Source organism: Paenirhodobacter hankyongi (assembly GCF_003664585.1).
Lineage (GTDB): Bacteria > Pseudomonadota > Alphaproteobacteria > Rhodobacterales > Rhodobacteraceae > Rhodobacter > Rhodobacter hankyongi.
The window spans coordinates 280,743-302,308 of the sequence record NZ_RCHI01000001.1; the positions used below are offsets into that span (position 1 = coordinate 280,743).

Sequence of the window (21,566 nt, forward strand, 5' to 3'; positions counted from 1 at the left end):
CCGGGTCGGGCCGCGGGTGACCCCCGCCCGCGGCCCGCAAACGCAACATGAGGAACTGAAGCCATGGCAACGCCCGTTCTGACGGCGTCCGATGTGTCGAAGCGGTTCGGCCCGGTGCAGGCCCTGCGCGGCGTGGACTTCCACGTCGGGCCGGGCGAGGTGCACGCCCTGCTCGGCATCAACGGCGCGGGAAAATCCACCTTCATCAAGATCCTCTCGGGGATCATCCAGAAAGACGGCGGCACGCTGACCGTCGCCGGCCGCGAGGTGCATTTCCGCACCCCCGAGGACGCGATCCGCGCCGGCATCGCCACGGTGCAGCAGCACCCCGAGCTCGTGGCCGACATGAGCGGGCTCGACAACATCTTCCTCGGCCGCGAGACCGCCGGGCGCGGGCTGTTCGCCCGCATCGACCGCGCCGCGCTCGAGGCCCGGGCCGAGGCGCTGCTGGCGCGCTTTGCCGTGCCGCTCGACCTGCGGCAGGAAGTCGGGCAGATGTCCGCGGTCGAGCGCGAGGCGGTGGCGATCCTGCAGGCGCTTGCCGTCGACGGCATCCGCGTGCTGATCCTCGACGAGCCGACCTCGACGCTCACCGAGGTCGAGCGCGAGGACCTCTTCGCGCTGATGAACCAGCTCAAGACCCGCGGCATCTCGATCATCTACATCACCCACCAGCTGGAAGAGGTCTTTGCCATCGCCGACAGCTTCTCGGTGTTCCGTGCCGGCACCTGCGTGGCGCGGATGAGCGTCGCCGAGGCGCGCGAAAGCCGGGTGTCGCTGGCCGAGCTGATGCTGGGCGAGGCGGTGGGGGACGTGTTCCCGCCGAAGGCCGGGGCGCCCGCGGGCGAGGCGCTGCTCGAGCTCGAGGGGCTCGGCCGGCCGCATGAATTCACCGACATCAGCCTTCAGGCCCGGCGCGGCGAGATCCTCGGCATCTTCGGGCTGGTGGGGTCGGGCTGCGACGAGCTGTCGAAGACGATCTTCGGCGCGCTGCCGGCCGCGCGCGGCACGATCCGCGTGCATGGCCGCGAGGTGGCGCTGCGCTCGCCGCGCGCGGCGCTCGATGCCGGGATCTTCCTCGTGCCGGGCGACCGGCGCAGCGAGGGGCTGGCGCTGAGCCGGCCGGCGCTGTTCAACGTGCCGCTCGCCAACCTGCGCCGCGCCTCGGGCGGGTTCTGGGCACTGCGCCGCGGAAGGCTGCGCCGCGACGCGCAGGAGCTGACACGTCAGGTGGCGCTGCATCCGCCAAGCCTGACCACGCCGGCGAGCGGCTTCTCCGGCGGCAACCAGCAGAAGATCGTGCTGGCGAAGGGGCTCTACAGCGAGGCCGACATCTACATCTTCGTCGAGCCCACGGTCGGCGTCGACATCGGCGCGCGGGCGAAGATCTATGCGCAGATGCGTGCGCTCGCCCGGACCGCCGCGGTGGTGGTGATCTCGAGCGACTGCGACGAGGTGCACGGCGTCGCCGACCGCACCGTGGCGCTGCACAAGGGGCGTCTGGTGGCGCCGGGGGCACGCGGCTTCAGCCGCGACGACCTGCTGATGGCGGGGATCATGGGGGAGGTTGCGGCATGAGCCGGCTGAACGATCATTTCCGCGGCGCGGCCCGGGTTCTGGGCTTTGTCGCACTGGTGCTGGGCGTGGGCGCGGTCTTCGCGCTGATCGAGCCGCGCTTTCTGAGCCACGCCAGCCTGAGCGGCATCGCCCGGCACATGGCGGCGAACGGGCTTGCCGCGCTTGGCCTCACCTTCGTGGTGATCGTGCGCAAGTTCGACCTGTCGATCGCCGGCATCGCGGCCTTCGCGGCGATGTCGATGGGGGCGCTGATCGCCGCCGGGCTGCCGCTTTGGGCGGCGATCATGGGCGGGCTGGCGCTCGGTGCGGTGCTGGGCGCCATCTCGGGCATCGCGATCAGCTATTTCGAGCTGCCCGACATCGTCACCACCATCGCCGTCGGCTCGATCTGCGGCGGGCTGGCGTTCCTCTACACGGGCGGGCGCTCGATCTTCCAGAACTTCTTCCAGAGCGGCATCACCGACCTCAACGATGCCCGGCTGCTGGGGCTTGGCGTCTCGCTGTGGATCCTGCTCGCCGTCTATGCCGCGGCCTGGTTCGTGATGAGCCGCACCCGCACCGGCATGGCCTTCTATGCCACCGGCGAGAACCCGGTCGCGGCGCATTTCTCGGGCATCGCGACGCGGCGCTTCGTGGCGCTCGCCTATGTGCTGTGCGCGCTGTGCACGGTTCTGGCGGTGCTGCTGATCCTCGCGGAATCGGGCAATGCCGAGACCAACAAGGGCGCGAACCTGATGATGCCGGCCTATGCCGGGGTGTTCCTCGGTGCCGCGGTGATGGGCGGGACCTCGGTCGTCGCCACCTTCGGGGGGATCCTGCTCATCACCATGCTCCTCGACGGCTTCGCGCTGATGGGGGTGCCCTACTACTACAGCGACGGGGTCGTCAGCCTGATCCTTCTGGGCGGTGTGATCGCCTTTTCGGACAGCCTGCGTGAGTGGATCACCGGGCTTGGCCTGCTGCGCCCGCGCGCGGCGCGGAAATCGGAGAACAGGGCATGACCATGACCTATATCGACAAGACGACCCGCCCGGGCGGCACCCTGCGCCGGCGCATGGCGCGGCTGACGACCGATCTGTGGCTGCCGGCGGCGGTGGTGGTGCTGACCCTCGCGGTGGCGAGCGTCCGGCCGCAGATCCTCGACGCCGGCAATATCGCGGCCATGCTGAAATCCTTCTCGGTGATGGCGGTGATGGTGCTCGGTCTGACCTGGGTGATCGCCGCGGGCAAGATCGACGTCAGCTTCATGCAGGTCGCGGCGCTCGCCAACATGATCTGCGCCTGGAGCCTGGCGCAGGGCTGGGGCTGGGGCGCGGCGATCGGCGCGGCGCTGGCGGCGGGGCTGGTCGTCGGCGTGGTGAACGGGCTTCTCGTCTCGGCGATGCGGCTGCCGGCGCTGATCGTCACGATCTCGACCGCGGGGATCTGCGCCTCGATCGCGGCGGCGCTCGGCAAGGGCACGGTGATCCGGATCGAGGCGCCGGGGCCGCTCGCACCGCTGCTCGACCCGGTGCTCGGGGGCGCGGTGCCGCCGGTGGTGGTGCCGGTCCTGCTGATTGCGGCGCTGGCCTGGGTCGTGCAGGAGCGGCTGGCGATGGGGCGCTATATCTATGCCATGGCGCAGAACGAGGCCGCGGTGCGCAGCGTCGGCGTGCCGGTGGTGGGGCTTGGCGTGCTGCTTTTCGCCCTCTCGGGGGTGAGTGCGGCCGCCGCGGGTGTGCTGCTCGCCGAGCATCTCGCGTCGGGGCAGCCGATGATCGGCGGGCCCTACCTGATCAACGGGCTCACCGTGGTGCTGCTCGGCGGCATGATGGTGCGGGTCGGCAAGCCGAACATCCTCGGCACGCTGACCGCGACGCTCTTCATCGGGGTGCTGTTCAGCGGCACGGCGCTGCTTGGTCTGCCTGACTACCAGCGCCAGATCATCCAGGGGGCGCTGCTGCTGATCGGGCTCGCGGTTGCCACGCTGGCGGCCCGCCACCACGGCACCGGAGGGCACCGCGATGGCGCGTGATATCACCATCGGGCTTGATTGCGGCACGGGCGGCGCGCGGGCGCTGGTGTGCGACGCGGCGGGGCAGGTGCTTGCCATGGCAACGCGCGAGTACCCCACCCATTACCCGCGCCCGGGCTGGGCGACGCAGGCGCCGGCCGACTGGTGGCGCGCAGCCTGCGGCGCGATCCGCGAGGCGGTCGAGCGCGCCCGGATCGACCCCGCCCGCATCGCCGCGATCTGCGCCGACGGCACCTCGAGCACGCTGGTCGCGCTTGATGCCGATCTCGAGCCGGTGGCCGAGGCGATCCTGTGGATGGACAACCGCGCTTCGCCGCAGGCGCGCCGGATCGAGGCGACCGGCCATGCCGCGCTGCGCCGCTCGCGCGCCGGGGTCAGCGCCGAGACCGCGCTGCCGAAGATCCTGTGGCTGCGCGAAGAGGCGCCCGAGCGGTTTGCCCGCACCCGCTGGTTCGTCGAGATGGCCGATTATCTGGCGCTGAAGCTGTCGGGCCGGCTGACGCTCGGGCAGAACCTGACGATCAACCGCTGGTTCTATGACCCGCGCGCCGGCGGCTGGCCCGAGGATTTCCTGAATGCGATCGGGCTTCAGGGCATCACCGCGCGGTTCCCGTCCGAGATGCCCGCGCTTGGCGATCCGATCGGGCCGCTTTGCGCTGCGGCCGCGGCCGAGACCGGGCTGCCCGCGGATGTGCTGGTGGTGGCGGGCGGCACCGACGCCTATGTCGCGATGGTCGGGCTCAACACCCTGCGCCCGGGCGAGACCGCCCTCATCACCGGCACCTCGCATCTGGTGCTGCCGGTGGTGGCCGAGGATGTCGAGATCGAGGGCCTCTTCGGCCCGCATCCCGATTGCGTCACCCGGGGGCGTTTCGTGATGGAGGGCGGGCAGGTCTCGTCGGGGGCGATCCTGCGCTGGTGGCATGACCTTCTGCACGAGGCGGGCGACGGCTATGGGCCGTTGCTGGCCGAGGCCGAGGCGGCGCCGGCCGGGGCGAACGGGCTCGTCGTGCTCGACTTCTGGCAGGGCAATCGCAACCCCTTCACCGATTACGACCTGCAGGGCGCGATCTGGGGGCTGACGCTCAAGCATTCGCGCGCCGATGTGACGCGGGCGCTGATGGAGGCGGTGGCACTTGGCACCGCGAACATCCTCGGCCGGCTGAGTGCGAAGGGCCTTGCCGTCGACAGCATGACGCTCGCGGGCGGGGTGCTGCGCTCGCCCTTCTGGGTGCAGATGCACGCCGATTCCACCGGCACGCCGCTGCGCATCCCCGAGGTGGGCGACGCCACCGCTTTCGGTGCCGCAATCGCGGCGGCGGTGGGGGCGGGGCTGCATCCCTCGCTCGAGGCGGCGGCGGACCGGATGGTGCGGATCCGCGACGAGGTGCACCCCGACCCCGGGCGCACCGCGCAGTTCCGTGCGCAGCTTGACCTTTACCTTGAAACCCATGCCGCGCTGCGGCCGCTGATGCACCGCATGGCGGCGCGCAGCCGGGCGAGCCCCGCGCCGGTGGCGGCGCCCCCGGCCGCCGTGCCCGCCTGATCCCGGGCCGACCACACACCACTCACGACCTTGCCTCCTGCCGGCTGCGGCGCGCCCTGCGTCGCGGCACGGCCCAACGATGCCTGACGAAAGGAAAGATCATGGCTCATATCGGTGACCTCATTGCGGAAATGCTGGCGCAATACGGGGTCGAGTATGTCTACGGCATGCCCGGCGGGCAGACCACGGCGCTGCATGACGGGATCTCGCGCCGCACCGACCGCATCCGCCACATCCTGATGCGCGACGAACGCAACGCCGCCTATGCCGCCGACGCCTATGCGCGGCTGACCGGCAAGCCCGGGATCTGCGACGTCACGGTGGGCCCCGGCGCCAACCTCTTGCCCGCGGGCTTCCTCGAGGCGCTGAACGCCTCGATCCCGATGATCGGCATCATCGGCGAGCTGCCGCTCGACTGGCTGCCGCTGAAGGAGAAGGGCATCGCGAGCCAGGGCTTCGACCAGCTCTCCTTCTTCAAGACCTGCACCAAGGAGGCGTTCCTCGTGCCCTCGGTCACCGCGCTGCCCGAGCTGATCCGCACCGCCTTCCGCATCGCCACCGCGCCGCGGCCGGGGCCGGTCGCGCTGATCATCCCGCATGACATCTTCGATGCCGAATGGGACGAGGAGGTGCTGAAGATCCGCGTCGACGACCGCGCCCGGCAGATCCCCTATCTGCGCAGCTGTGCCCCGCATGGCGAGATCGCCCGCGCCGCGGCGCTGATCCGGCGCGCGAAGCGGCCGGCCCTCGTGTGCGGCGGTGGCGTGCACGGATCGGAGGCAACGGCCGAGGTGACGGCCTTCGCCGACCGGCTCGACGGGCTGGTCGTGACCTCGCTCTCGGGCAAGGGCTCGGTCCCCGAGACCCGCGACTATGCGGCGGGGGTGCTGAACCCGCTCGGCTCGAAGGCGGCGATCGATCTCGTCCGCGAGGCCGATCTGGTGATCTGGTGCGGCTCCAAGGTCAGCCAGAACACCGGCATGAACTGGTCGCTGCCGCTGCCCGAGCAGGCGACGATCACCATCGACGCCGACCCGCTCGAACACGGCCGCACCTTCCGCCCGACGGTGGCGCTGCTCGGCGATGTGCGCGAGACGGTGGCGGCGATCGACGCGGCGCTGGCCGAGATCCCGGCCCATCCCGAATGGCGCGCCCGCATCGCCGAGGTGAAGGCCGCCTGCGACGCCGACAAGCGCGCCGAGATCGAGAGCGACCGGATGCCGATCCAGCCGCCGCGGGTGATGGACGAGATCGCGCGCCGGCTCGGCGCCGAGGATATCGTGGTCTCGGACGCCTCGTTCTCGGCGGGCTGGATCTCGGGCTACATCCCGGCGAAGCGGGCGGGGCGGCAGTTCCTGTTCGCGCGCGGGCAGGGCGGGCTTGGCTATTCGGTGCCCGCGGCGATCGGCGCGGCGGCGGTGCGGCCCGATGCGCGCATCGTCACCGTCGCGGGCGACGGCGCCTTTTCCTATACCGTGGGCGAGCTTGCGACGCAGGCGCAATATGGCCAGCGGATCGTCAACGTGGTCATCAACAACGGCAAGCTCGGCTGGATCCAGCTGTGGCAGGAGCTCTACTTCAACAACGTGCAATCGGCGGTGCTGGAAACGCAAAGCGTGAAGCCGGGCTATGCCGGGGCGGCGGCGGCGCTTGGTCTTCTCGGGATCTATGTCGAGACCCCCGACGAGATCGGCCCGGCGCTCGACCGTGCCTTCGCCCATGACGGCCCCTCGGTGGTCGAGATCCGCATCGACGACCGCGCGACGCCGATCCACTCGTTCAAGCGGCGCCTGCGCGAGAAGTCGGACACGCCCTTCCCGCGGCCGGGCACCGTCTACAAGCTGCGCGACTGGAAGGTCTCGCCCGACCTTGCCGAGTGACGCGAGGATATTCGCCGCCCCCGGAGCGATCCGGGGGCGGTTGCCATTGCCGCGCCGGGCAGGGCTGCTAGATCGGGGGAACGACCTGTTTTCCGAGGACCGAGAATGAAACTCTACTACAAGCCCGGCGCCTGTTCGCTCGCCTCCCATATCGTGCTGTGCGAGATGGGCGTGCCCTTCGAGACCGAGGCGGTCGATCTGCAGGGCAAGGTGACCGCCGGCGGGCGCAACTATTTCGAGATCAACCCGCGCGGCGCGGTGCCGGCGCTCGAGCTTGATGACGGCACGGTGCTGACCCAGAACGCGGCGATCCTGCCCTTCCTCGGCGATCTGTCGCAGATTGCCGCGCTGAAACCCGCCTGCGGCACGATCGCGCGGGCGCGGCTGCACGAGGCGCTCGGCTTCTGCTCGGACCTGCACGCGGCCTTCAGTGGTCTTTTCGCCCCGAACATGTCCGAGGAGACGCGGGCGATGGTGATGGCGCGGGTGAGCCGCCGTCTGGGCGAGCTCGAGGCGATGATGCCGGCGGGCGAGGGCTATTGGCTCGGCCCCGATTTCACCCAGGCAGACGCCTATGTCGCCACCATCCTCGGCTGGGGGCTGGCGCTGAAACTTGACCTGTCGGCCTGCCCGAAGGCGCTGGCACTGCGCGCGCGGGTGATGGCGCGGCCGGCCGCACAGGCGGCGCTGCGGGCCGAAGGGCTGATCTGAGAACGGGCCTGTCCGGGTCTTCCGGGCGGGCTTTCCCGTGCTTTGGCTGACGCGGCGGCACCGACGTTGCGTCCGTCACTTGATCGTCGCACTTGCACGGGGCGCGTTTCCGCATATCCTGCGGGGGACCGGGGGATTGCTGCAATGCAGAAACATGCTGACTTCGCTGAATTCGTCACGCTGACGCCCTCGGCGCAGATCAGCATCGCGCGCCATGGCTGGCGGGCGAAGTGCCTGCAACGGCTGATCCGGCTTGATCTGCCGGTGCCGCAGACCGTGGCGCTGCCCTCCGAGACGGTGCGCGCGATCGTCGCCGGGCAATTGCCCGACACCGAGAAACTGGCGGCAGTCTTCGGCCCCGATTTCCTTGTCTCGGTGCGCTCGAGCCCGGAAAACCCCGAATGGGGCGGGCCGGGCACGGTGCTGAACGTCGGCATGAACGACGCGATGCACGCGCGGCTGACCGACAGCCACGGGCGCGAGGCGGCCGACGCGCTCTATCTGCGCTTCGTGCAGAATTACGCGACCCATGTCGCGCGGCTCGATCCCGACATGTTCCATGACGAGCCGGGGCCGGGGGCGCTCGCCTCGGCGCTCGCCACCTATCGTGCCGAGACCGACGAGGACTTCCCGCAATCGCCGGCGCGGCAGCTGGGCGAGGTGCTGCGCTCGATGGCGCGGGCCTGGGAGGGGACGACGGCGCGGCTCCTGCGTCAGGCGAAGGGCGCGCCGCTCGAGGCGGTGCTGGGCCTTCTGGTGCAGCGCATGGCGCTTGGCATCGGGCCGGGGCTGTCGGGCTCGGGCACGATGCAATTCGCCGATGGCGTCACCGGCGCGCGCCGCATCACCGGCCGCTTCCGCGGCCAGAGCCAGGGCCGCAAGGCCTCGGTCGAGACGCTATATCTCACCCGCGACCCGCGCGGCGCCTCGCTCGAGGAGGCCTCGCCCGAGGTCTTCGCCGAGCTGCAGGGCTATGGCTTCGCCTGCCGCGCGAAGCTGCGCGAGGAGATGCAGATCGAATTCGCGATCGAGGGCGGCCGGGTCTCGGTGATCGATGCGGTGCGGGTGGTGCGCTCGGCCCGGGCGGCGGTGAAGATCGCCGTGGCGCTGGCAAAGGACGGCATCATCAGCCGCGAGGAGGCGCTGCTTCGGGTCGAGCCGCGGGCCCTGTCGGAGCTTCTGCATTATCAGGTCGACCCGCGCGGCGCGCGCGACCGCTTTGCCCGCGGCATCGCGGCCAGCCCCGGCGCCGCCACCGGCCGCATCGTCTTCACCGCGGCCGCCGCCCAGGCCTCGGCCGCGCGGGACGAACCCTGCATCCTGGTGCGGCGCGAGACCGTGCCCGAGGACATCCGCGGCATGCACGCCGCCGTCGCCGTGCTGACCGAGCGTGGCGGCATGACCAGTCACGCCGCGGTGATCGCGCGCGGGCTTGGCCTGCCCTGCATCGCGGGCTGTGCCGACATCTCGATCAACCCGCGCGAGAAGGTGATGCTGGCGCCCGGCGGGCGGATCTTCCGCGAGGGCGACGTGATCACCCTCGACGGTACCAATGGCGAGGTGCTGGCGGGTGCGGCCGAGATGCTGGAACCGGCGCTCGACGACGGGTTCCGCACCTTGCTGCACTGGGCCGACAATGTGCGCGACATCGGGGTGCGGGCGAATGCCGACACCCCCGAGGACGCCCGCACCGCGCGGATGTTCGAGGCCGAGGGCATCGGCCTTGCCCGCACCGAGCACATGTTCTTCGACGAGGATCGCCTGACGCTGATGCGCGAGATGATCTTTGCCGACACGCCGAACGACCGGCGCATCGCGCTGGAACGGCTGCTGCCGATGCAGCGCGCCGACTTCATCACGCTCTTCGACATCATGGCGGGCCAGCCGGTCTGCATCCGGCTCTTCGATCCGCCGCTGCACGAGTTCCTGCCGCATGACCGCGAGGGGATGCGCGAGCTGGCCGAGGCGCTCGACCGGCCGCTGAGCGAGGTCACACGGCGTTGCGAGGCGCTGTCCGAATTCAACCCGATGCTGGGCATGCGCGGCGTGCGCCTTGGCGTGACCGTGCCCGAGATCTACGACATGCAGGCCCGCGCGATCTTCGAGGCAGCGGTCGAGGCCAGCCGGCGCGGCGCCAAGGTGGTGCCCGAGGTGATGATCCCGCTGGTCTCGGCCGCGCGCGAGGTCGAGATCGTCAAGACCCGGATCGACGCGGTGGCGGCCGCGGTGCGCACCGAGATGAAGGCCGAGTTCACCTATCGCCTCGGCGTGATGGTGGAAACGCCGCGCGCCGCGCTGCGCGCGGGCGAGATCGCCGAGCACGCGCATTTCCTCTCCTTCGGCACCAACGACCTGACGCAGATGACCTATGGCCTGTCGCGCGACGACGCCGGGCGCTTCATGTCGACCTATGTCAACCAGGGCGTCTATGCCGAGGATCCGTTCCACATCCTCGACGTCGAGGGGGTGGGGGAACTGCTGCTGATCGGCGCCGGGCGGGGCAAGGGCGCGCGGCCCGACGTGACGATCTCGGTCTGTGGCGAGCATGGCGGCAACCCCGAATCGATCGCCTTCTGCCGCGCCGCGGGCTTCGATTATGTGTCCTGTTCCCCCTTCCGGGTGCCGGTTGCCCGCCTTGCCGCCGCGCATTTCGCCCTTCTTGCGCCGAAGCATCGCGCGGGCCCCTGATCTTGCGTTTTTTCGCTGATTCCACTGGCGTTTCGCCCGGCGCGGGACTACTCACAGAAACGTGGCTCCGGGGGTGATTCGGGGCGCCAGTCAGCGGAATTCCGCCGTAAAGGCGGAAGGAAGTCCTTGTTTTCAAATCGGTAGGTAGACGCGGTGCAGCCATCTGGGCTATGAGCGCCGGGTCCCGGCATTTGTCGGGGCGACGTCCTTATCGGAAGATACACATGTCAGTGCTGAAAAGCTGGACGGGTGGAGCGGTGCTCCTCCTTGCCCTTGCCGGAGGCTTGCGTGCCGAAGTTACGGTAAGCCAGTCAAACGACCCCATCGGGATTGCGCAGCCCGGCTTCGCTCAGTCGAGCCTTGTCGCGCTGCTGTCCCAGGAACGCAGCGGGTTCGATTCGGTTCCAGCGAGCCGGATTTCCGCAATCACCACCGCGCCCCGCCCGAAAGCCGGGGAGGCGCCCGATGTCCTCACCGAGGACTGGCTCGCGGCCCAGCCGGTTCCCGCCGGCGGTGACCAGCAGTTTCAGTGCCTCGCCAGCGCCCTCTATCACGAGGCCCGCGGCGAAAGCGTCGAAGGCCAGCAGGCCGTGGCCGAGGTCATCCTCAACCGTGTCGACGACGGCCGGTTCCCCCACACCATCTGCGGTGTCGTGCATCAGCGTGCCGGTGGCAGCTGCCAGTTCAGCTGGGCCTGTGACGGCCGTTCGGATGCCGTGCGCCGCGATGCAACCTACGAGCAGGTCGCCAAGGTCGCGCGGGCGATGCTGGACGGGATGCCGCGCAGCCTGACCGACGGCGCGACCTTCTTCCACGCCCGCGGCGTCCGCCCGAGCTGGTCGAACCGCTTCGTCAACACCGCCGAGATCGGCGCGCATCTGTTCTATCGCCGACCGATCCAGACCGCCTCGAACTGAGGTGGGGTCGTTTCAGGCCTGAAGAATGACGTTTCGGGGTGGGCCTTTGCCCGCCCCGTTTCTATAACGGCGGGGCGTGACTGCACAGGACGCCGATGACACCCGATCCCATCTCCGACACCTCGCTGGCCTTCGCCCATCCCGAAGAGCGGGCGATCGCCTCCGCCTCGGCCGATCCGCGCGACCGGATCTCGCTGCGCGACCATGTGGTCACCGCCGATATCGGTGCCTTCCAGCAGGAGCGCGGCCACGGCCAGCGGCTGCGCTTCAACGTGGTGGTCGAGGTCCGCCCGGCGCCGGCGCCGCTCGAGGACGACGTCGACCGCATCCTCAGCTATGACCGGATCACCGAGGCGATCGCGGCCGAGCTGGCGGCCGAGCGGCTGAACCTGCTCGAGACGCTGGCCGAGCGCGTGGCCGAACGGATTCTGGCCGAACCGCAAGCGATGCGCGTCTTCGTCCGGATCGAGAAGCTCGACCGCGGCCCGGGGGCGCTTGGCGTCGAGATCGTGCGCTCGCGCGCCTCGGTGCCGGTGGCGGCGCACGAGGGGCAGGGGGCCGACGCGCTGCACCCGGTGGTCGCCTATCTGACGAATGCCGCGATCGCGGCGCCCGACCTCGGGGCACGGCTCGACCGGCTGGCGGCCTCGGGCGCGCCGGTGATCCTGACCGTGGGTCTGCCCGACACCCCCGTGCCCGAAACCGGGCAGCGCCCGACGCAGCGGCGCATCGACCTTCTGGCGATCGAGCAGAACGCCTGGCGGCTCGCCGCGCGTGACCGCCGCTGCATGGTCGTCGCGACCCGCACCGAGATCGACTGGGCGATGCGCAACGGCGAGATGGTGGTCTGGGCGCCCTCGAAGATCGTGCTCGACGCGGTCGACGGCCCGAAGGGGCCGGCGCGCGACGCGGTGGCGCTGGCGCTGTGGCTGGCCGAGCAGAGCGCGGCGCTGCGGCTGGAACTTCACGGCGATGTTTCAGCCCCGGCAGGAAGCCGCGTGCCGGTCGTCTCGGTGCCGGTCTGACGCTTGCCAAGCCGGGCTGCGCGCGCGATACGGGCGGCATGACCCGTCCGTATTACCGCCCGCTCGTCCAGTCCGATGCCCTCCGCCCCGAAGGTGCCCTGCCGCTTGCCGGTGGCTGGTGCTGGTTCACCGAGGTCGAAGTCCTCGGCCGTGGTGGCGAGAGCGAGATCCTGCCCGCAACACATCTGCCGCCCGAGGTGGCCGAACGCCTGTGCGCCCCGCGCCGCCCGGTCGCCGGTCTGACGATGGACGCGCCGCGGATCATGGGCATCCTGAACGTCACCCCCGACAGCTTCTCGGATGGCGGCCGCTATGACGACGAGGAGATCGCGCTCGACCATGCCCGCGCGCTGGCCGAGGCCGGGGCCGACATCCTCGACATCGGCGGCGAATCCACCCGCCCCGGTGCGCAGGAGGTGCCCGAGGACGAGGAAATCGACCGTACCGCCCCGGTGATTGCCGCCCTGCGCGACGAGGATTTCCCGCTGCCGATCTCGATCGACACCCGCAAGGCGCTGGTCGCCGATGCCGCGGTCGAGGCCGGGGCCGAGATGCTCAATGACGTCTCGGCGATGGAATTCGATCCGGCGATGGCGGAACTGGCGGCGATCACCGGCCTGCCGATTTGCCTGATGCACGCCCAGGGCCTGCCCGAGACGATGCAGGACGACCCCGAGTACGGCGATGTGCTGCTCGACGTCTATGACTATCTCGAGGACCGCATCGCGCTCGCCGAGGCGCAGGGCATCGCGCGCGAGCAGATCGTCGTCGATCCGGGCATCGGCTTCGGCAAGACCGTGGCGCATAACCTGGCGCTCATTCGCGGTCTTGGCCTGTTCCACGGGCTCGGCTGCCCGATCCTTCTGGGCGTGTCGCGCAAGCGCTTCATCGGCACCGTCGCGGGAGTCGAGACCGCCGAGGCGCGGATGCCCGGCACATTGGCCGTGACGCTCGCCGGGATCGCGCAGGGGGCACAGATCCACCGCGTGCACGATGTCGCCGAGATCGCCCAGGGCGTCCGGCTGTGGAACGCGATCACGAAAGGGTACGAGCAATGACGCGCAAACTTTTCGGCACCGACGGGGTGCGGGGCGAGGCCAACAGCTGGCCGATGACCGCCGAGATGGCGCTGAAGCTTGGCGCCGCGGCGGGGCGCTACTTCCGCCGTGACGCCGGCAACGGCCACCGCGTGGTGATCGGCAAGGACACGCGGCTGTCGGGCTACATGCTCGAGAACGCGCTGACCGCGGGGCTGACCTCGACCGGGATGAACGTGCTGCTGCTCGGCCCGGTGCCGACGCCGGCGGTGGGCTATCTGACCCGTTCGATGCGCGCCGATCTGGGGATCATGATCTCGGCCAGCCACAACCCCGCCAAGGACAACGGCATCAAGTTCTTCGGGCCCGACGGGTTCAAGCTGTCGGACGAGGCAGAGGCCGAGATCGAGGCGATCGTCGCCGGCGAGATCCGCCCGGCGCAGCCGCACAACATCGGCCGGGCGAAGCGCATCGATGACGGCGTCGGGCGCTATGTCGAATATGCCAAGACCACCTTCCCGGCGCGCGACCGGTTGAGCGGGCTGAAGGTGGTGGTCGATTGCGCGAACGGCGCGGCCTACAAGGCGGCGCCCGAGGTGCTGTGGGAGCTGGGCTGCGAGGTGATCCCGGTGGGCGTCACCCCGAACGGGCACAACATCAACGACCGCTGCGGCTCGACCCATACCGAGACCGCCTCCGAGGCGGTGCTGCGCCATGGCGCCGATCTGGGGATCTCGCTCGATGGCGATGCCGACCGGGTGATGATCCTCGACGAGCGCGGGCAGGTGGCCGATGGCGACCAGATCATGGCGCTTTTCGCCCGCCGCTGGGCCGAGGAAGGCAAGCTGCGCGGCGGCGCGCTGGTGGCGACGGTGATGTCGAACCTCGGGCTCGAACGCTTCCTCGCCGGCCGCGGGCTCCGGCTCGAGCGCACCAAGGTCGGTGACCGCTATGTGGTCGAGCGGATGCGCGAGGGCGGCTTCAATCTGGGCGGCGAGCAGTCGGGGCATATCGTGATGACCGACTATGCCACCACCGGCGACGGGCTGATGGCGGGGCTGCAGTTCCTCGCCGCGATGGCGGAAAGCGGGGCGCGCGCCTCGGAACTGACCCAGCAATTCGAGACCGTGCCGCAATTGTTGAAGAATGTGCGTTATGCCGCCGGGCAAGAGCCCCTTTCGACCGAGAATGTTCGAAAAGTGATCGCCGAGGCGGAGGCACGCCTGGCCGGTCAGGGCCGGTTGCTGATCCGCAAGTCGGGGACCGAGCCGCTGATCCGGGTGATGGCGGAATGCGAGGATGCGGCGCTGCTGTCCGAGACCGTCGACGGCATCGTCGCCGCGGTCGAGGCGGCGGCGTAACTCAGCGCTTGCCGTCGGGGTTCGCGTTCGCCACCCCCCACCAACGGATCTCGTGGCCGAGGAAGGCGCCCAGCCTCTCGGCCGCGTCCGGCGCGGTGATGTCGAGTTCGAGGAAATTCGGATCGCCCGCAAAGACCTGCCGCATCGCGTCGAGATGCGCCCCGATCCAGCGCGTCACCTCGCCCGGGCGGCCACCGCGGCCGCGGGGCAGGCCGGGGATGTCGCTTTCGGTGATCCGCTCGACCAGCGTGTTCCAGCGGCCAAAGCTGCTTTCGGTCGCCTGCGGCGGGCGATAGTTCAGGATGAAGCGGCAGTCGGGATGCAGCCGGCGGATCGTCAGCAGCAGCGCGATGTCGAGGTTCGGCCAGAGGTTCACCCCCTGCGCGGGCATGCAGAAATCCATCTGCGTCACCGCGTCGACGCCCTCGAGGAGCGCCAGCGGATCGCCGCGCGAGAACCAGCCGTCATAGATCAGCCGGCCGACCGGGCGGTTGCGCCACATCCAGTGCGCGCTGACGAGGCCGCTTTCCTCGAGCGCGCGCTGGATCGTGCTGGTGCCCGATTTCGGGAAGCCGACGACAAGCAGCTTCGGCAGGCGGCGCGCGTCGGACGTTTCGTCCATCGGTGCCCCCGGTCAGAGCGTCGCGGCGTAGACGACCGCAGTGATCGCCTCGCCCAGCGTCCAGATCAGTCCGACGATGGGCCAGGCGCCGCGGGCGCCAAGGCGGGCGCGTGCCTTTGCCAGCGCGCGCAGCGTGACCAGCCGCCACAGGCCGAGCGCCGCCGCGAAAAGCCGCAGGAAGGGCGTCAGCAGGTCGGGCAGCTGCGCATAGAGCAGGCCCGAGATCAGCACCACCAGCGGCACCACGCCCAGAAGCACGCCGTAATTGCCGATCCAGAAGGTATCGCCCAGACCCAGCCGGCCGGCGACGAGGTCGCCAAACCACGGCGCGGTGAAGATCTTCGCGCGTTCCGCCTCGATCTTCTCGATCTCTCGTTCCGTCAGTTCGGCCATCGCTGCTCTCCTTCTGCGCGCGCAGCGTAGAAACAAACGGGGCGCCCCGCAAGGCGCCCCGTCCGTGGTTCACTGTCGCAAGGATCAGTTGCGGGCCTTGTCGACCAGCTTGCCCTTGGCGATCCACGGCATCATGCCGCGCAGCTTCTCGCCGACCTGTTCGATCAGATGCTCGTCGTTGATGCGACGGGTCGCCTTGAAGAAGGGCTGGCCGACGGTGTTTTCCTGCATGAAGTCACGCACGAACTTGCCGTTCTGGATGTCGGTCAACACCGCTTTCATGCGGGCCTTGGTCTCTTCGTAGGGCAGAACGCGCGGGCCCGAGACATACTCGCCGTATTCGGCGGTGTTCGAGATCGAGTAGTTCATGTTCGAGATGCCGCCTTCGTAGATCAGGTCGACGATCAGCTTCATCTCGTGCAGGCATTCGAAATAGGCCATCTCGGGCTCGTAGCCGGCTTCCACCAGCGTCTCGAAGCCCATGCGGATCAGCTCGACCACGCCGCCGCACAGCACGGCCTGTTCGCCGAACAGATCGGTTTCGCATTCCTGACGGAAGTTGGTCTCGATGATGCCCGAGCGGCCGCCACCGATCGCCGAGACATAGCTCAGCGCGATGTCCATCGCCTTGCCGGTCGCATCCTGCGCCACTGCCACGAGGCAGGGCACGCCGCCGCCCTTGACGTATTCGCCGCGCACGGTGTGGCCCGGGCCCTTCGGCGCCATCATGATGACGTCGACGCCCGGCTTCGGCTCGATCAGGCCGAAGTGGATGTTCAGACCGTGGGCGAAGGCGATGGCGGAGCCTTCCTTCAGGTTGTCATGCACGTATTTCTTGTAGGTCGCGGCCTGCAGCTCGTCGGGCATGGTGAACATGATCACGTCGCACCAGGCGGCGGCTTCGGCGATGCCCATGACCTTCAGGCCTTCGGCTTCGGCCTTCTTCGCCGAGGGCGAGCCTTCGCGCAGCGCGACGACCACGTTCTTCGCACCCGAGTCGCGCAGGTTCAGCGCGTGGGCGTGGCCCTGCGAGCCATAGCCCAGGATGGCGACCTTCTTGTCCTTGATCAGGTTCACATCGCAATCGCGATCGTAGTAGACGCGCATGGCGCTCCTCCATTGCTTGATGCGCACAGGATAGGCGTCTTGCGAAGATTGTCGGTTCATTGTTTGAAGATTTTCGCGTGATGCGTTAAAGATCATTCCTGATAATCGGCATTGGCGGAATATTCATGCTCATCGACGATACCGACCGCAGGATTCTGCGCCAGTTGCTGGCGGAACCGGCGATGGCGACGGCGGATCTGGCCGAGCGGGCGGGGGTGACCACCGCGACCTGCTGGCGCCGGCTCGAACGGTTGCGCGAGGGCGGGGTGATCCGTGGCGCGCAGGCGGTGATCGACTGGCGCGCGCTTGGCTGGGAGGTCGAGGTGAGCCTGCGCTTCACCCTCGACAAGACCCATCCGCGCGCCTTCGACGAGTTTCTGGCCGCCGCGCGCGAGGTGCCCGAGGTGCTGGAGATCCAGACCTTCCTCGGTCAGACCGATGTGCGGCTGAACGTGATCGCCCGCGACATGGCGCATTGGCAGGAGATCTATCGCGCCCGGATCCTGACCCTGCCGCATATCCAGGATACCGAGGCGCTGATGCTGATCTCGACGATCAAGGACAGTGCGGAGCTGCCGCTGTGATCGCGCTCGACGATACCGACCGGGCGATCCTGCGCGCGCTCGAGGCCGATGCGACGCTGAGCGCGGGGGCGCTTGGTCGCCGGCTGGGCCTGTCGCAGCCCGCCTGCTGGCGCCGGATCCGGCGGCTTGAGGAGGCCGGGGTGATCGCCGGGCGGCGGCTGGTGCTGGACCATGCCGCGCTCGGCTTCGGGGTGACGGTGTTCCTGGGGGTGAAGCTGGCGACCAAGGGCCGCGTCAGCCTCGAGGATTTCGAGCGCGCGGTGACCGCCATCCCCGAGGTGCAGGTGGTGCAGCATGTGCTGGGCCTCTTCGACTATCGCATCAAGGTGCGCGCCCGCGACATCGCGGATTTCGAGCGCGTGCTGCGCCGGCGGATCATGACCTTGCCCGGGCTTGGCCAGGTCGAGGCGAATGTGCTGCTGTCGGAGGAGCGGCTGCCGGGGCCGCTTGGCTGATTTTCAAATTGCCCGCTTTGTGGGCATGTCGCCATTCTGGCGGGCATTGCGGCCTCGTGCCTTCGCCGGGGCAGGGGGTGCCGCAGGGCGCGGGATGGACCTTCCCGCATGCGGGGGATTGGATCGGGGCGAGAGGAAATGATGTTCGACACAGCCGGCCAGTCCCGCATGCAGCGCAGCCATGGCGAGGCCGCCGTGGCCTTTGATGGCGCGCGCCTGACCGGGCTGCGGCAGAAGGGCTCGGGCAAGGCGCTGCTGCCGCGGGTGCGCGGCGTGCCGGAGGTGGTGTTTCTCAACACCTCGGGCGGGCTGACTTCGGGCGATACGCTCTCCTATGCCGTGACACTCGAGGGCGGCGCGCGCGCCGTGACCACCACGCAGGCGGCCGAACGCGCCTATCGCGCCAACGCCGGCCCCGCCCGTGTCACCGTGCACCACAAGGTCGGTCCGGGCGGATCGCTCGACTGGCTGCCGCAGGAGACGATCCTGTTCGAGGCGGCGAACCTTGCCCGCGAGACGGTGATCGAGCTTGCTCCAGACGCCTCCTGCCTGCTGCTCGAGGCGGTGGTCCTGGGCCGGGCTGCGATGGGCGAGACGGTGGAGACCTTGCAGTTTTCCGACCATCGCACCATCCTGCGGGCCGGAAAACCAGTGTTTTTCGAGCCTTTCGCGCTGAATTCGAACATTCTGGCCCGTGGGCCGCGTGCGGCGATCCTGGGGCCCGCACGTGCCTTCGCGACGCTGGTGCTCTGCGCCCCGGGGGCCGAGGATGCGGTCGCGGCCGCCCGCGCGGCGCTGGCCGAAGCCGGGGTTGAAGGCGCCGCCTCGGGCTTTGACGGCAAATGCGTGGTGCGGTTGCTGGCCCGTGACGGCTGGCCGCTGCGCCGACAGATCCTGAAGCTGATGGATGCGCTGCGCCGGGGTGCTGCCCCGCCGCGCGTCTGGCAATTGTAAGAGGGAACGATGAACCTGACCCCCCGTGAAAAGGACAAGCTGCTGATCAGCCTTGCCGCCATCGTGGCGCGCAACCGGCTCGAGCGCGGCGTGAAGCTCAACCACCCCGAGGCGATCGCGATCATCTCGGATTTCGTGGTCGAGGGCGCGCGCGCCGGCGTCTCGGTGGCCGAGCTGATGGAGACCGGCGCCCAGGTGCTGACCCGTGAGCAGTGCATGGAGGGCATCCCCGAGATGATCCACTCGATCCAGGTCGAGGCGACCTTCCCCGACGGCACCAAGCTCGTCACCGTTCACCATCCGATCCGCTGAGGTGCCGCGATGATCCCCGGAGAAATCTTCCCCGCCGAAGGCGTGATCACCCTGAACGAGGGGCTCGAGGCGATCACCCTCACCGTCTCGAACACCGGCGACCGGCCGGTGCAGGTGGGTTCGCATTACCATTTCGCCGAAACCAACCCGGGCCTCAGCTTCGACCGCGCCGCCGCGCGCGGCTATCGGCTGGATATCGCCGCGGGCACCGCGGTGCGCTTCGAGCCCGGCCAGACCCGCGAGGTGCGGCTTGTGCCCTATCGCGGCGCACGCAAGGTGTTCGGCTTCAACCAGACCGTGATGGGGGACCTCTGATGCCCGCAACGATTTCCCGCGCCACCTATGCCGACATGTTCGGCCCCACCACCGGCGACCGGCTGCGCCTGGCCGATACCGATCTGATCATCGAGGTCGAGAAGGATCTTACCACCTATGGCGAGGAGGTGAAATTCGGCGGCGGCAAGGTGATCCGCGACGGCATGGGGCAAAGCCAGGTCAGCCGCGCCGCGGGCGCGATGGACACCGTCATCACCAACGCGCTGATCGTCGACTATACCGGCATCTACAAGGCCGATGTCGGGCTGCGCTCGGGCCGGATCGCCGGCATCGGCAAGGCCGGCAACCCCGACACCCAGCCCGGCGTGACGCTGATCATCGGGCCCGGCACCGAGATCATCGCGGGCGAGGGCAAGATCCTGACCGCGGGCGGCATGGACGCGCATATCCATTTCATCTGCCCGCAGCAGATCGAGGATGCGCTGGCCTCGGGCGTGACGACGATGCTCGGCGGCGGCACCGGCCCCGCGCATGGCACGCTCGCCACCACCTGCACCCCGGGGCCGTGGCACATCGGCCGGATGCTGCAAAGCTTCGAGGCCTTCCCGATGAACCTTGCCCTGGCCGGCAAGGGCAACGCCTCGCTGCCCGAGGCGCTCGAGGAGATGGTGAAGGCCGGCGCCAGCTCTCTCAAGCTGCACGAGGACTGGGGCACCACGCCCGCGGCGATCGACTGCTGCCTGTCGGTGGCCGATGCGATGGACGTGCAGGTGATGATCCACACCGACACGCTGAACGAAAGCGGCTTTGTCGAAAACACGCTCGCTGCCTTCAAGGGCCGCACCATCCACGCCTTCCACACCGAGGGCGCGGGCGGCGGCCATGCCCCCGACATCCTGCGCGTCGTCTCGGCGCCGAACGTGATCCCGTCCTCGACCAACCCGACGCGGCCCTACACCAAGAACACGATCGAGGAACACCTCGACATGCTGATGGTGTGCCACCACCTCGACAACAAGGTGCCCGAGGACGTCGCCTTCGCCGAAAGCCGGATCCGCAAGGAGACGATCGCCGCCGAGGATATCCTGCACGACATGGGCGCGATGTCGATCATCAGCTCGGACAGCCAGGCGATGGGGCGCGTGGGCGAGGTCATCATCCGCTGCTGGCAGACCGCCGACAAGATGAAGAAGCAGCGCGGGCGGCTGGCCGAGGAAACCGGCGCCAACGACAACTTCCGGGTCCGCCGCTATGTCGCGAAATACACGATCAACCCGGCGATCACCCATGGCGTCGCGGCGCATATCGGCTCGGTCGAGGTCGGCAAGCGCGCGGATCTGGTGCTGTGGGACCCGGCCTTCTTCGGCGCCAAGCCCGAGATGGTGCTGATGGGCGGCATGATCGTCGCGGCGCAGATGGGCGACCCGAACGGCTCGATCCCGGCGCAGCCCTTCTACACCCGGCCGATGTTCGGCGCCTTCGGCAAGGCGCTGTCCGCGAGCTGCGCCACCTTCGTTTCCGAGGCGGCGGTGGCCGAGGGGGTGAGCGGGCGGCTTGGCCTCGAGAAGGACGTGATCGCGGTCAAGGGCACGCGCGGCATCGGCAAGGCGGACATGATGCTGAACACCGCGACGCCGATGATCGAGGTGAACCCCGAAACCTACGAGGTGCGCGCCGATGGCGAGCTGCTTGTCTGCGAGCCGGCGGAAAGCCTGCCGCTTGCGCAGCGCTACTTCCTGTACTGAGCGATCAGGTCAGGCTGAACCGGGTGAACAGCCTTGCGCGCGGCAATGTGCGCAGGGCGCCGGCAAGGTCGGGCAGGGCGATCCCCGGTCCCCGCTCCTCGGCCGTGCGGCGCGACGAGCGCAGCACGCGCGAGACCTTCTCGCGGGTATAGCCGGGGTCGAGGCGGATCTCGTCGGGCAGAAGCCTCGGGTCGAAGACCTGGCTGCGCTGCGTCACCACCTCGATCTTGTGCCAGCGGCCGACGGTCGGCAGGTCGGGACGGGTGAGGAACGCGGCGCGCAGTTCGGCCTCGCGTCGGCGCAGACGGGCAATCTCGGTCCGAATGGCGACCAGCTCGTCGGCAGGGGGTGTCAAATGCAT

The 21,566-nt window shown here is 69.3% G+C and carries 21 protein-coding genes; 17 read left to right on the forward strand and 4 right to left on the reverse strand.

The genetic code is table 11. From position 1 onward, the window contains the following. The first annotated feature begins 63 nt into the window (after positions 1–63). The 11 genes from DYS74_RS01310 to glmM all read left to right on the forward strand — a co-directional run bounded on the left by DYS74_RS01310 (position 64) and on the right by glmM (position 14,757). On the forward strand, positions 64–1,578 hold the full coding sequence (locus tag DYS74_RS01310; RefSeq protein ID WP_121530352.1) for a sugar ABC transporter ATP-binding protein: 1,515 nt from the start codon (positions 64–66) through the stop codon (positions 1,576–1,578). Beyond that, positions 1,575–2,579, forward strand: a complete 1,005-nt coding sequence (locus DYS74_RS01315; protein ID WP_121530353.1) for an ABC transporter permease — start codon at positions 1,575–1,577, stop codon at positions 2,577–2,579. The genes DYS74_RS01310 and DYS74_RS01315 overlap by 4 nt, the downstream gene beginning before the upstream one ends. Next, entirely contained in the window at positions 2,576–3,592 is a 1,017-nt protein-coding gene (locus DYS74_RS01320) for an ABC transporter permease (protein WP_121530354.1), read from the forward strand. The genes DYS74_RS01315 and DYS74_RS01320 overlap by 4 nt, the downstream gene beginning before the upstream one ends. Then, positions 3,582–5,138: an FGGY-family carbohydrate kinase gene (locus DYS74_RS01325; RefSeq protein WP_121530355.1), complete on the forward strand. Its 1,557-nt coding sequence runs from the start codon at positions 3,582–3,584 to the stop codon at positions 5,136–5,138. Before DYS74_RS01320 ends, DYS74_RS01325 begins: the two co-directional genes overlap by 11 nt. 101 nt (positions 5,139–5,239) lie before the next feature. After that, on the forward strand, positions 5,240–7,018 hold the full coding sequence (locus DYS74_RS01330; protein ID WP_121530356.1) for a thiamine pyrophosphate-binding protein: 1,779 nt from the start codon (positions 5,240–5,242) through the stop codon (positions 7,016–7,018). Positions 7,019–7,123: 105 nt separating this feature from the next. Further along, positions 7,124–7,729 (forward strand): glutathione binding-like protein, encoded by a 606-nt coding sequence (locus tag DYS74_RS01335; RefSeq protein ID WP_121530357.1) that lies wholly within the window; start codon positions 7,124–7,126, stop codon positions 7,727–7,729. Positions 7,730–7,873: 144 nt separating this feature from the next. Next, positions 7,874–10,417 carry a putative PEP-binding protein gene (locus DYS74_RS01340; RefSeq protein ID WP_121530358.1) on the forward strand — a complete coding sequence of 848 codons (2,544 nt, stop codon included), beginning with the start codon at positions 7,874–7,876 and terminating at the stop codon, positions 10,415–10,417. 224 nt (positions 10,418–10,641) lie between these two features. After that, a complete protein-coding gene (locus DYS74_RS01345; RefSeq protein ID WP_121530359.1) occupies positions 10,642–11,334 on the forward strand; it encodes a cell wall hydrolase in 693 nt (230 codons plus the stop codon). Positions 11,335–11,429: 95 nt separating this feature from the next. Next, complete coding sequence (locus tag DYS74_RS01350; RefSeq protein WP_121530360.1) at positions 11,430–12,359, forward strand: dihydroneopterin aldolase; 930 nt, start codon at positions 11,430–11,432, stop codon at positions 12,357–12,359. 38 nt (positions 12,360–12,397) lie between these two features. Further along, a complete protein-coding gene (folP, locus tag DYS74_RS01355) occupies positions 12,398–13,417 on the forward strand; it encodes a dihydropteroate synthase (RefSeq protein WP_121530361.1) in 1,020 nt (339 codons plus the stop codon). Then, positions 13,414–14,757, forward strand: coding sequence for a phosphoglucosamine mutase (gene glmM / locus DYS74_RS01360; protein ID WP_121530362.1), 1,344 nt, complete (start codon positions 13,414–13,416; stop codon positions 14,755–14,757). The genes folP and glmM overlap by 4 nt, the downstream gene beginning before the upstream one ends. Position 14,758: 1 nt before the next feature. On the opposite strand, the gene DYS74_RS01365 is transcribed toward glmM, so the two are convergent. The 3 genes from DYS74_RS01365 to ilvC form a co-directional block, all read right to left on the reverse strand. Continuing rightward, complete coding sequence (locus tag DYS74_RS01365) at positions 14,759–15,379, reverse strand: sulfotransferase (RefSeq protein WP_121530363.1); 621 nt, start codon at positions 15,377–15,379, stop codon at positions 14,759–14,761. Between the two features lie 12 nt (positions 15,380–15,391). Beyond that, positions 15,392–15,772 (reverse strand): hypothetical protein, encoded by a 381-nt coding sequence (locus DYS74_RS01370; RefSeq protein WP_121530364.1) that lies wholly within the window; start codon positions 15,770–15,772, stop codon positions 15,392–15,394. A gap of 84 nt (positions 15,773–15,856) precedes the next feature. Next, positions 15,857–16,939, reverse strand: coding sequence for a ketol-acid reductoisomerase (gene ilvC, locus DYS74_RS01375; RefSeq protein WP_121530365.1), 1,083 nt, complete (start codon positions 16,937–16,939; stop codon positions 15,857–15,859). A 65-nt stretch (positions 16,940–17,004) separates the two neighbouring features. Between ilvC and DYS74_RS01380 the strand changes: the two genes are divergently transcribed. The 6 genes from DYS74_RS01380 (at position 17,005) to ureC (ending at position 21,205) form a co-directional block, all read left to right on the forward strand. Beyond that, positions 17,005–17,463: an Lrp/AsnC family transcriptional regulator gene (locus tag DYS74_RS01380; RefSeq protein WP_113900917.1), complete on the forward strand. Its 459-nt coding sequence runs from the start codon at positions 17,005–17,007 to the stop codon at positions 17,461–17,463. Then, positions 17,460–17,918 carry an Lrp/AsnC family transcriptional regulator gene (locus tag DYS74_RS01385; protein ID WP_121530366.1) on the forward strand — a complete coding sequence of 153 codons (459 nt, stop codon included), beginning with the start codon at positions 17,460–17,462 and terminating at the stop codon, positions 17,916–17,918. The genes DYS74_RS01380 and DYS74_RS01385 overlap by 4 nt, the downstream gene beginning before the upstream one ends. 141 nt (positions 17,919–18,059) lie before the next feature. Beyond that, positions 18,060–18,872 (forward strand): urease accessory protein UreD, encoded by an 813-nt coding sequence (locus DYS74_RS01390; protein WP_121530470.1) that lies wholly within the window; start codon positions 18,060–18,062, stop codon positions 18,870–18,872. Positions 18,873–18,881: 9 nt separating this feature from the next. Next, positions 18,882–19,184, forward strand: coding sequence for an urease subunit gamma (locus DYS74_RS01395; protein WP_121530367.1), 303 nt, complete (start codon positions 18,882–18,884; stop codon positions 19,182–19,184). 9 nt (positions 19,185–19,193) lie between these two features. Beyond that, the gene (locus DYS74_RS01400) at positions 19,194–19,499 is read left to right on the forward strand and encodes an urease subunit beta (RefSeq protein WP_113900914.1); all 306 of its coding nucleotides are present in this window, start codon (positions 19,194–19,196) and stop codon (positions 19,497–19,499) included. Beyond that, positions 19,499–21,205, forward strand: coding sequence for an urease subunit alpha (gene ureC, locus DYS74_RS01405; protein WP_121530368.1), 1,707 nt, complete (start codon positions 19,499–19,501; stop codon positions 21,203–21,205). Before DYS74_RS01400 ends, ureC begins: the two co-directional genes overlap by 1 nt. Positions 21,206–21,209: 4 nt before the next feature. Here ureC and DYS74_RS01410 read toward each other — a convergent pair whose 3' ends face one another. Then, on the reverse strand, positions 21,210–21,566 hold the full coding sequence (locus DYS74_RS01410; RefSeq protein WP_121530369.1) for a hypothetical protein: 357 nt from the start codon (positions 21,564–21,566) through the stop codon (positions 21,210–21,212).

Bases quoted from the DNA above. Each gene is read 5' to 3' on its own strand.
- DYS74_RS01390 (WP_121530470.1), top strand. From the start codon at position 18,060: ATGTTCGACACAGCCGGCCAGTCCCGCATGCAGCGCAGCCATGGCGAG.
- DYS74_RS01350 (WP_121530360.1), top strand. From the start codon at position 11,430: ATGACACCCGATCCCATCTCCGACACCTCGCTGGCCTTCGCCCATCCC.
- DYS74_RS01400 (WP_113900914.1), top strand. From the start codon at position 19,194: ATGATCCCCGGAGAAATCTTCCCCGCCGAAGGCGTGATCACCCTGAAC.
- DYS74_RS01315 (WP_121530353.1), top strand. From the start codon at position 1,575: ATGAGCCGGCTGAACGATCATTTCCGCGGCGCGGCCCGGGTTCTGGGC.
- ureC (WP_121530368.1), top strand. From the start codon at position 19,499: ATGCCCGCAACGATTTCCCGCGCCACCTATGCCGACATGTTCGGCCCC.
- DYS74_RS01330 (WP_121530356.1), top strand. From the start codon at position 5,240: ATGGCTCATATCGGTGACCTCATTGCGGAAATGCTGGCGCAATACGGG.
- DYS74_RS01365 (WP_121530363.1), bottom strand. From the start codon at position 15,379: ATGGACGAAACGTCCGACGCGCGCCGCCTGCCGAAGCTGCTTGTCGTC.
- DYS74_RS01320 (WP_121530354.1), top strand. From the start codon at position 2,576: ATGACCATGACCTATATCGACAAGACGACCCGCCCGGGCGGCACCCTG.
- DYS74_RS01340 (WP_121530358.1), top strand. From the start codon at position 7,874: ATGCAGAAACATGCTGACTTCGCTGAATTCGTCACGCTGACGCCCTCG.
- DYS74_RS01325 (WP_121530355.1), top strand. From the start codon at position 3,582: ATGGCGCGTGATATCACCATCGGGCTTGATTGCGGCACGGGCGGCGCG.
- folP (WP_121530361.1), top strand. From the start codon at position 12,398: ATGACCCGTCCGTATTACCGCCCGCTCGTCCAGTCCGATGCCCTCCGC.
- DYS74_RS01345 (WP_121530359.1), top strand. From the start codon at position 10,642: ATGTCAGTGCTGAAAAGCTGGACGGGTGGAGCGGTGCTCCTCCTTGCC.
- glmM (WP_121530362.1), top strand. From the start codon at position 13,414: ATGACGCGCAAACTTTTCGGCACCGACGGGGTGCGGGGCGAGGCCAAC.
- DYS74_RS01370 (WP_121530364.1), bottom strand. From the start codon at position 15,772: ATGGCCGAACTGACGGAACGAGAGATCGAGAAGATCGAGGCGGAACGC.
- DYS74_RS01395 (WP_121530367.1), top strand. From the start codon at position 18,882: ATGAACCTGACCCCCCGTGAAAAGGACAAGCTGCTGATCAGCCTTGCC.
- DYS74_RS01380 (WP_113900917.1), top strand. From the start codon at position 17,005: ATGCTCATCGACGATACCGACCGCAGGATTCTGCGCCAGTTGCTGGCG.
- DYS74_RS01335 (WP_121530357.1), top strand. From the start codon at position 7,124: ATGAAACTCTACTACAAGCCCGGCGCCTGTTCGCTCGCCTCCCATATC.
- ilvC (WP_121530365.1), bottom strand. From the start codon at position 16,939: ATGAACCGACAATCTTCGCAAGACGCCTATCCTGTGCGCATCAAGCAA.
- DYS74_RS01410 (WP_121530369.1), bottom strand. From the start codon at position 21,566: ATGCATTTGACACCCCCTGCCGACGAGCTGGTCGCCATTCGGACCGAG.
- DYS74_RS01310 (WP_121530352.1), top strand. From the start codon at position 64: ATGGCAACGCCCGTTCTGACGGCGTCCGATGTGTCGAAGCGGTTCGGC.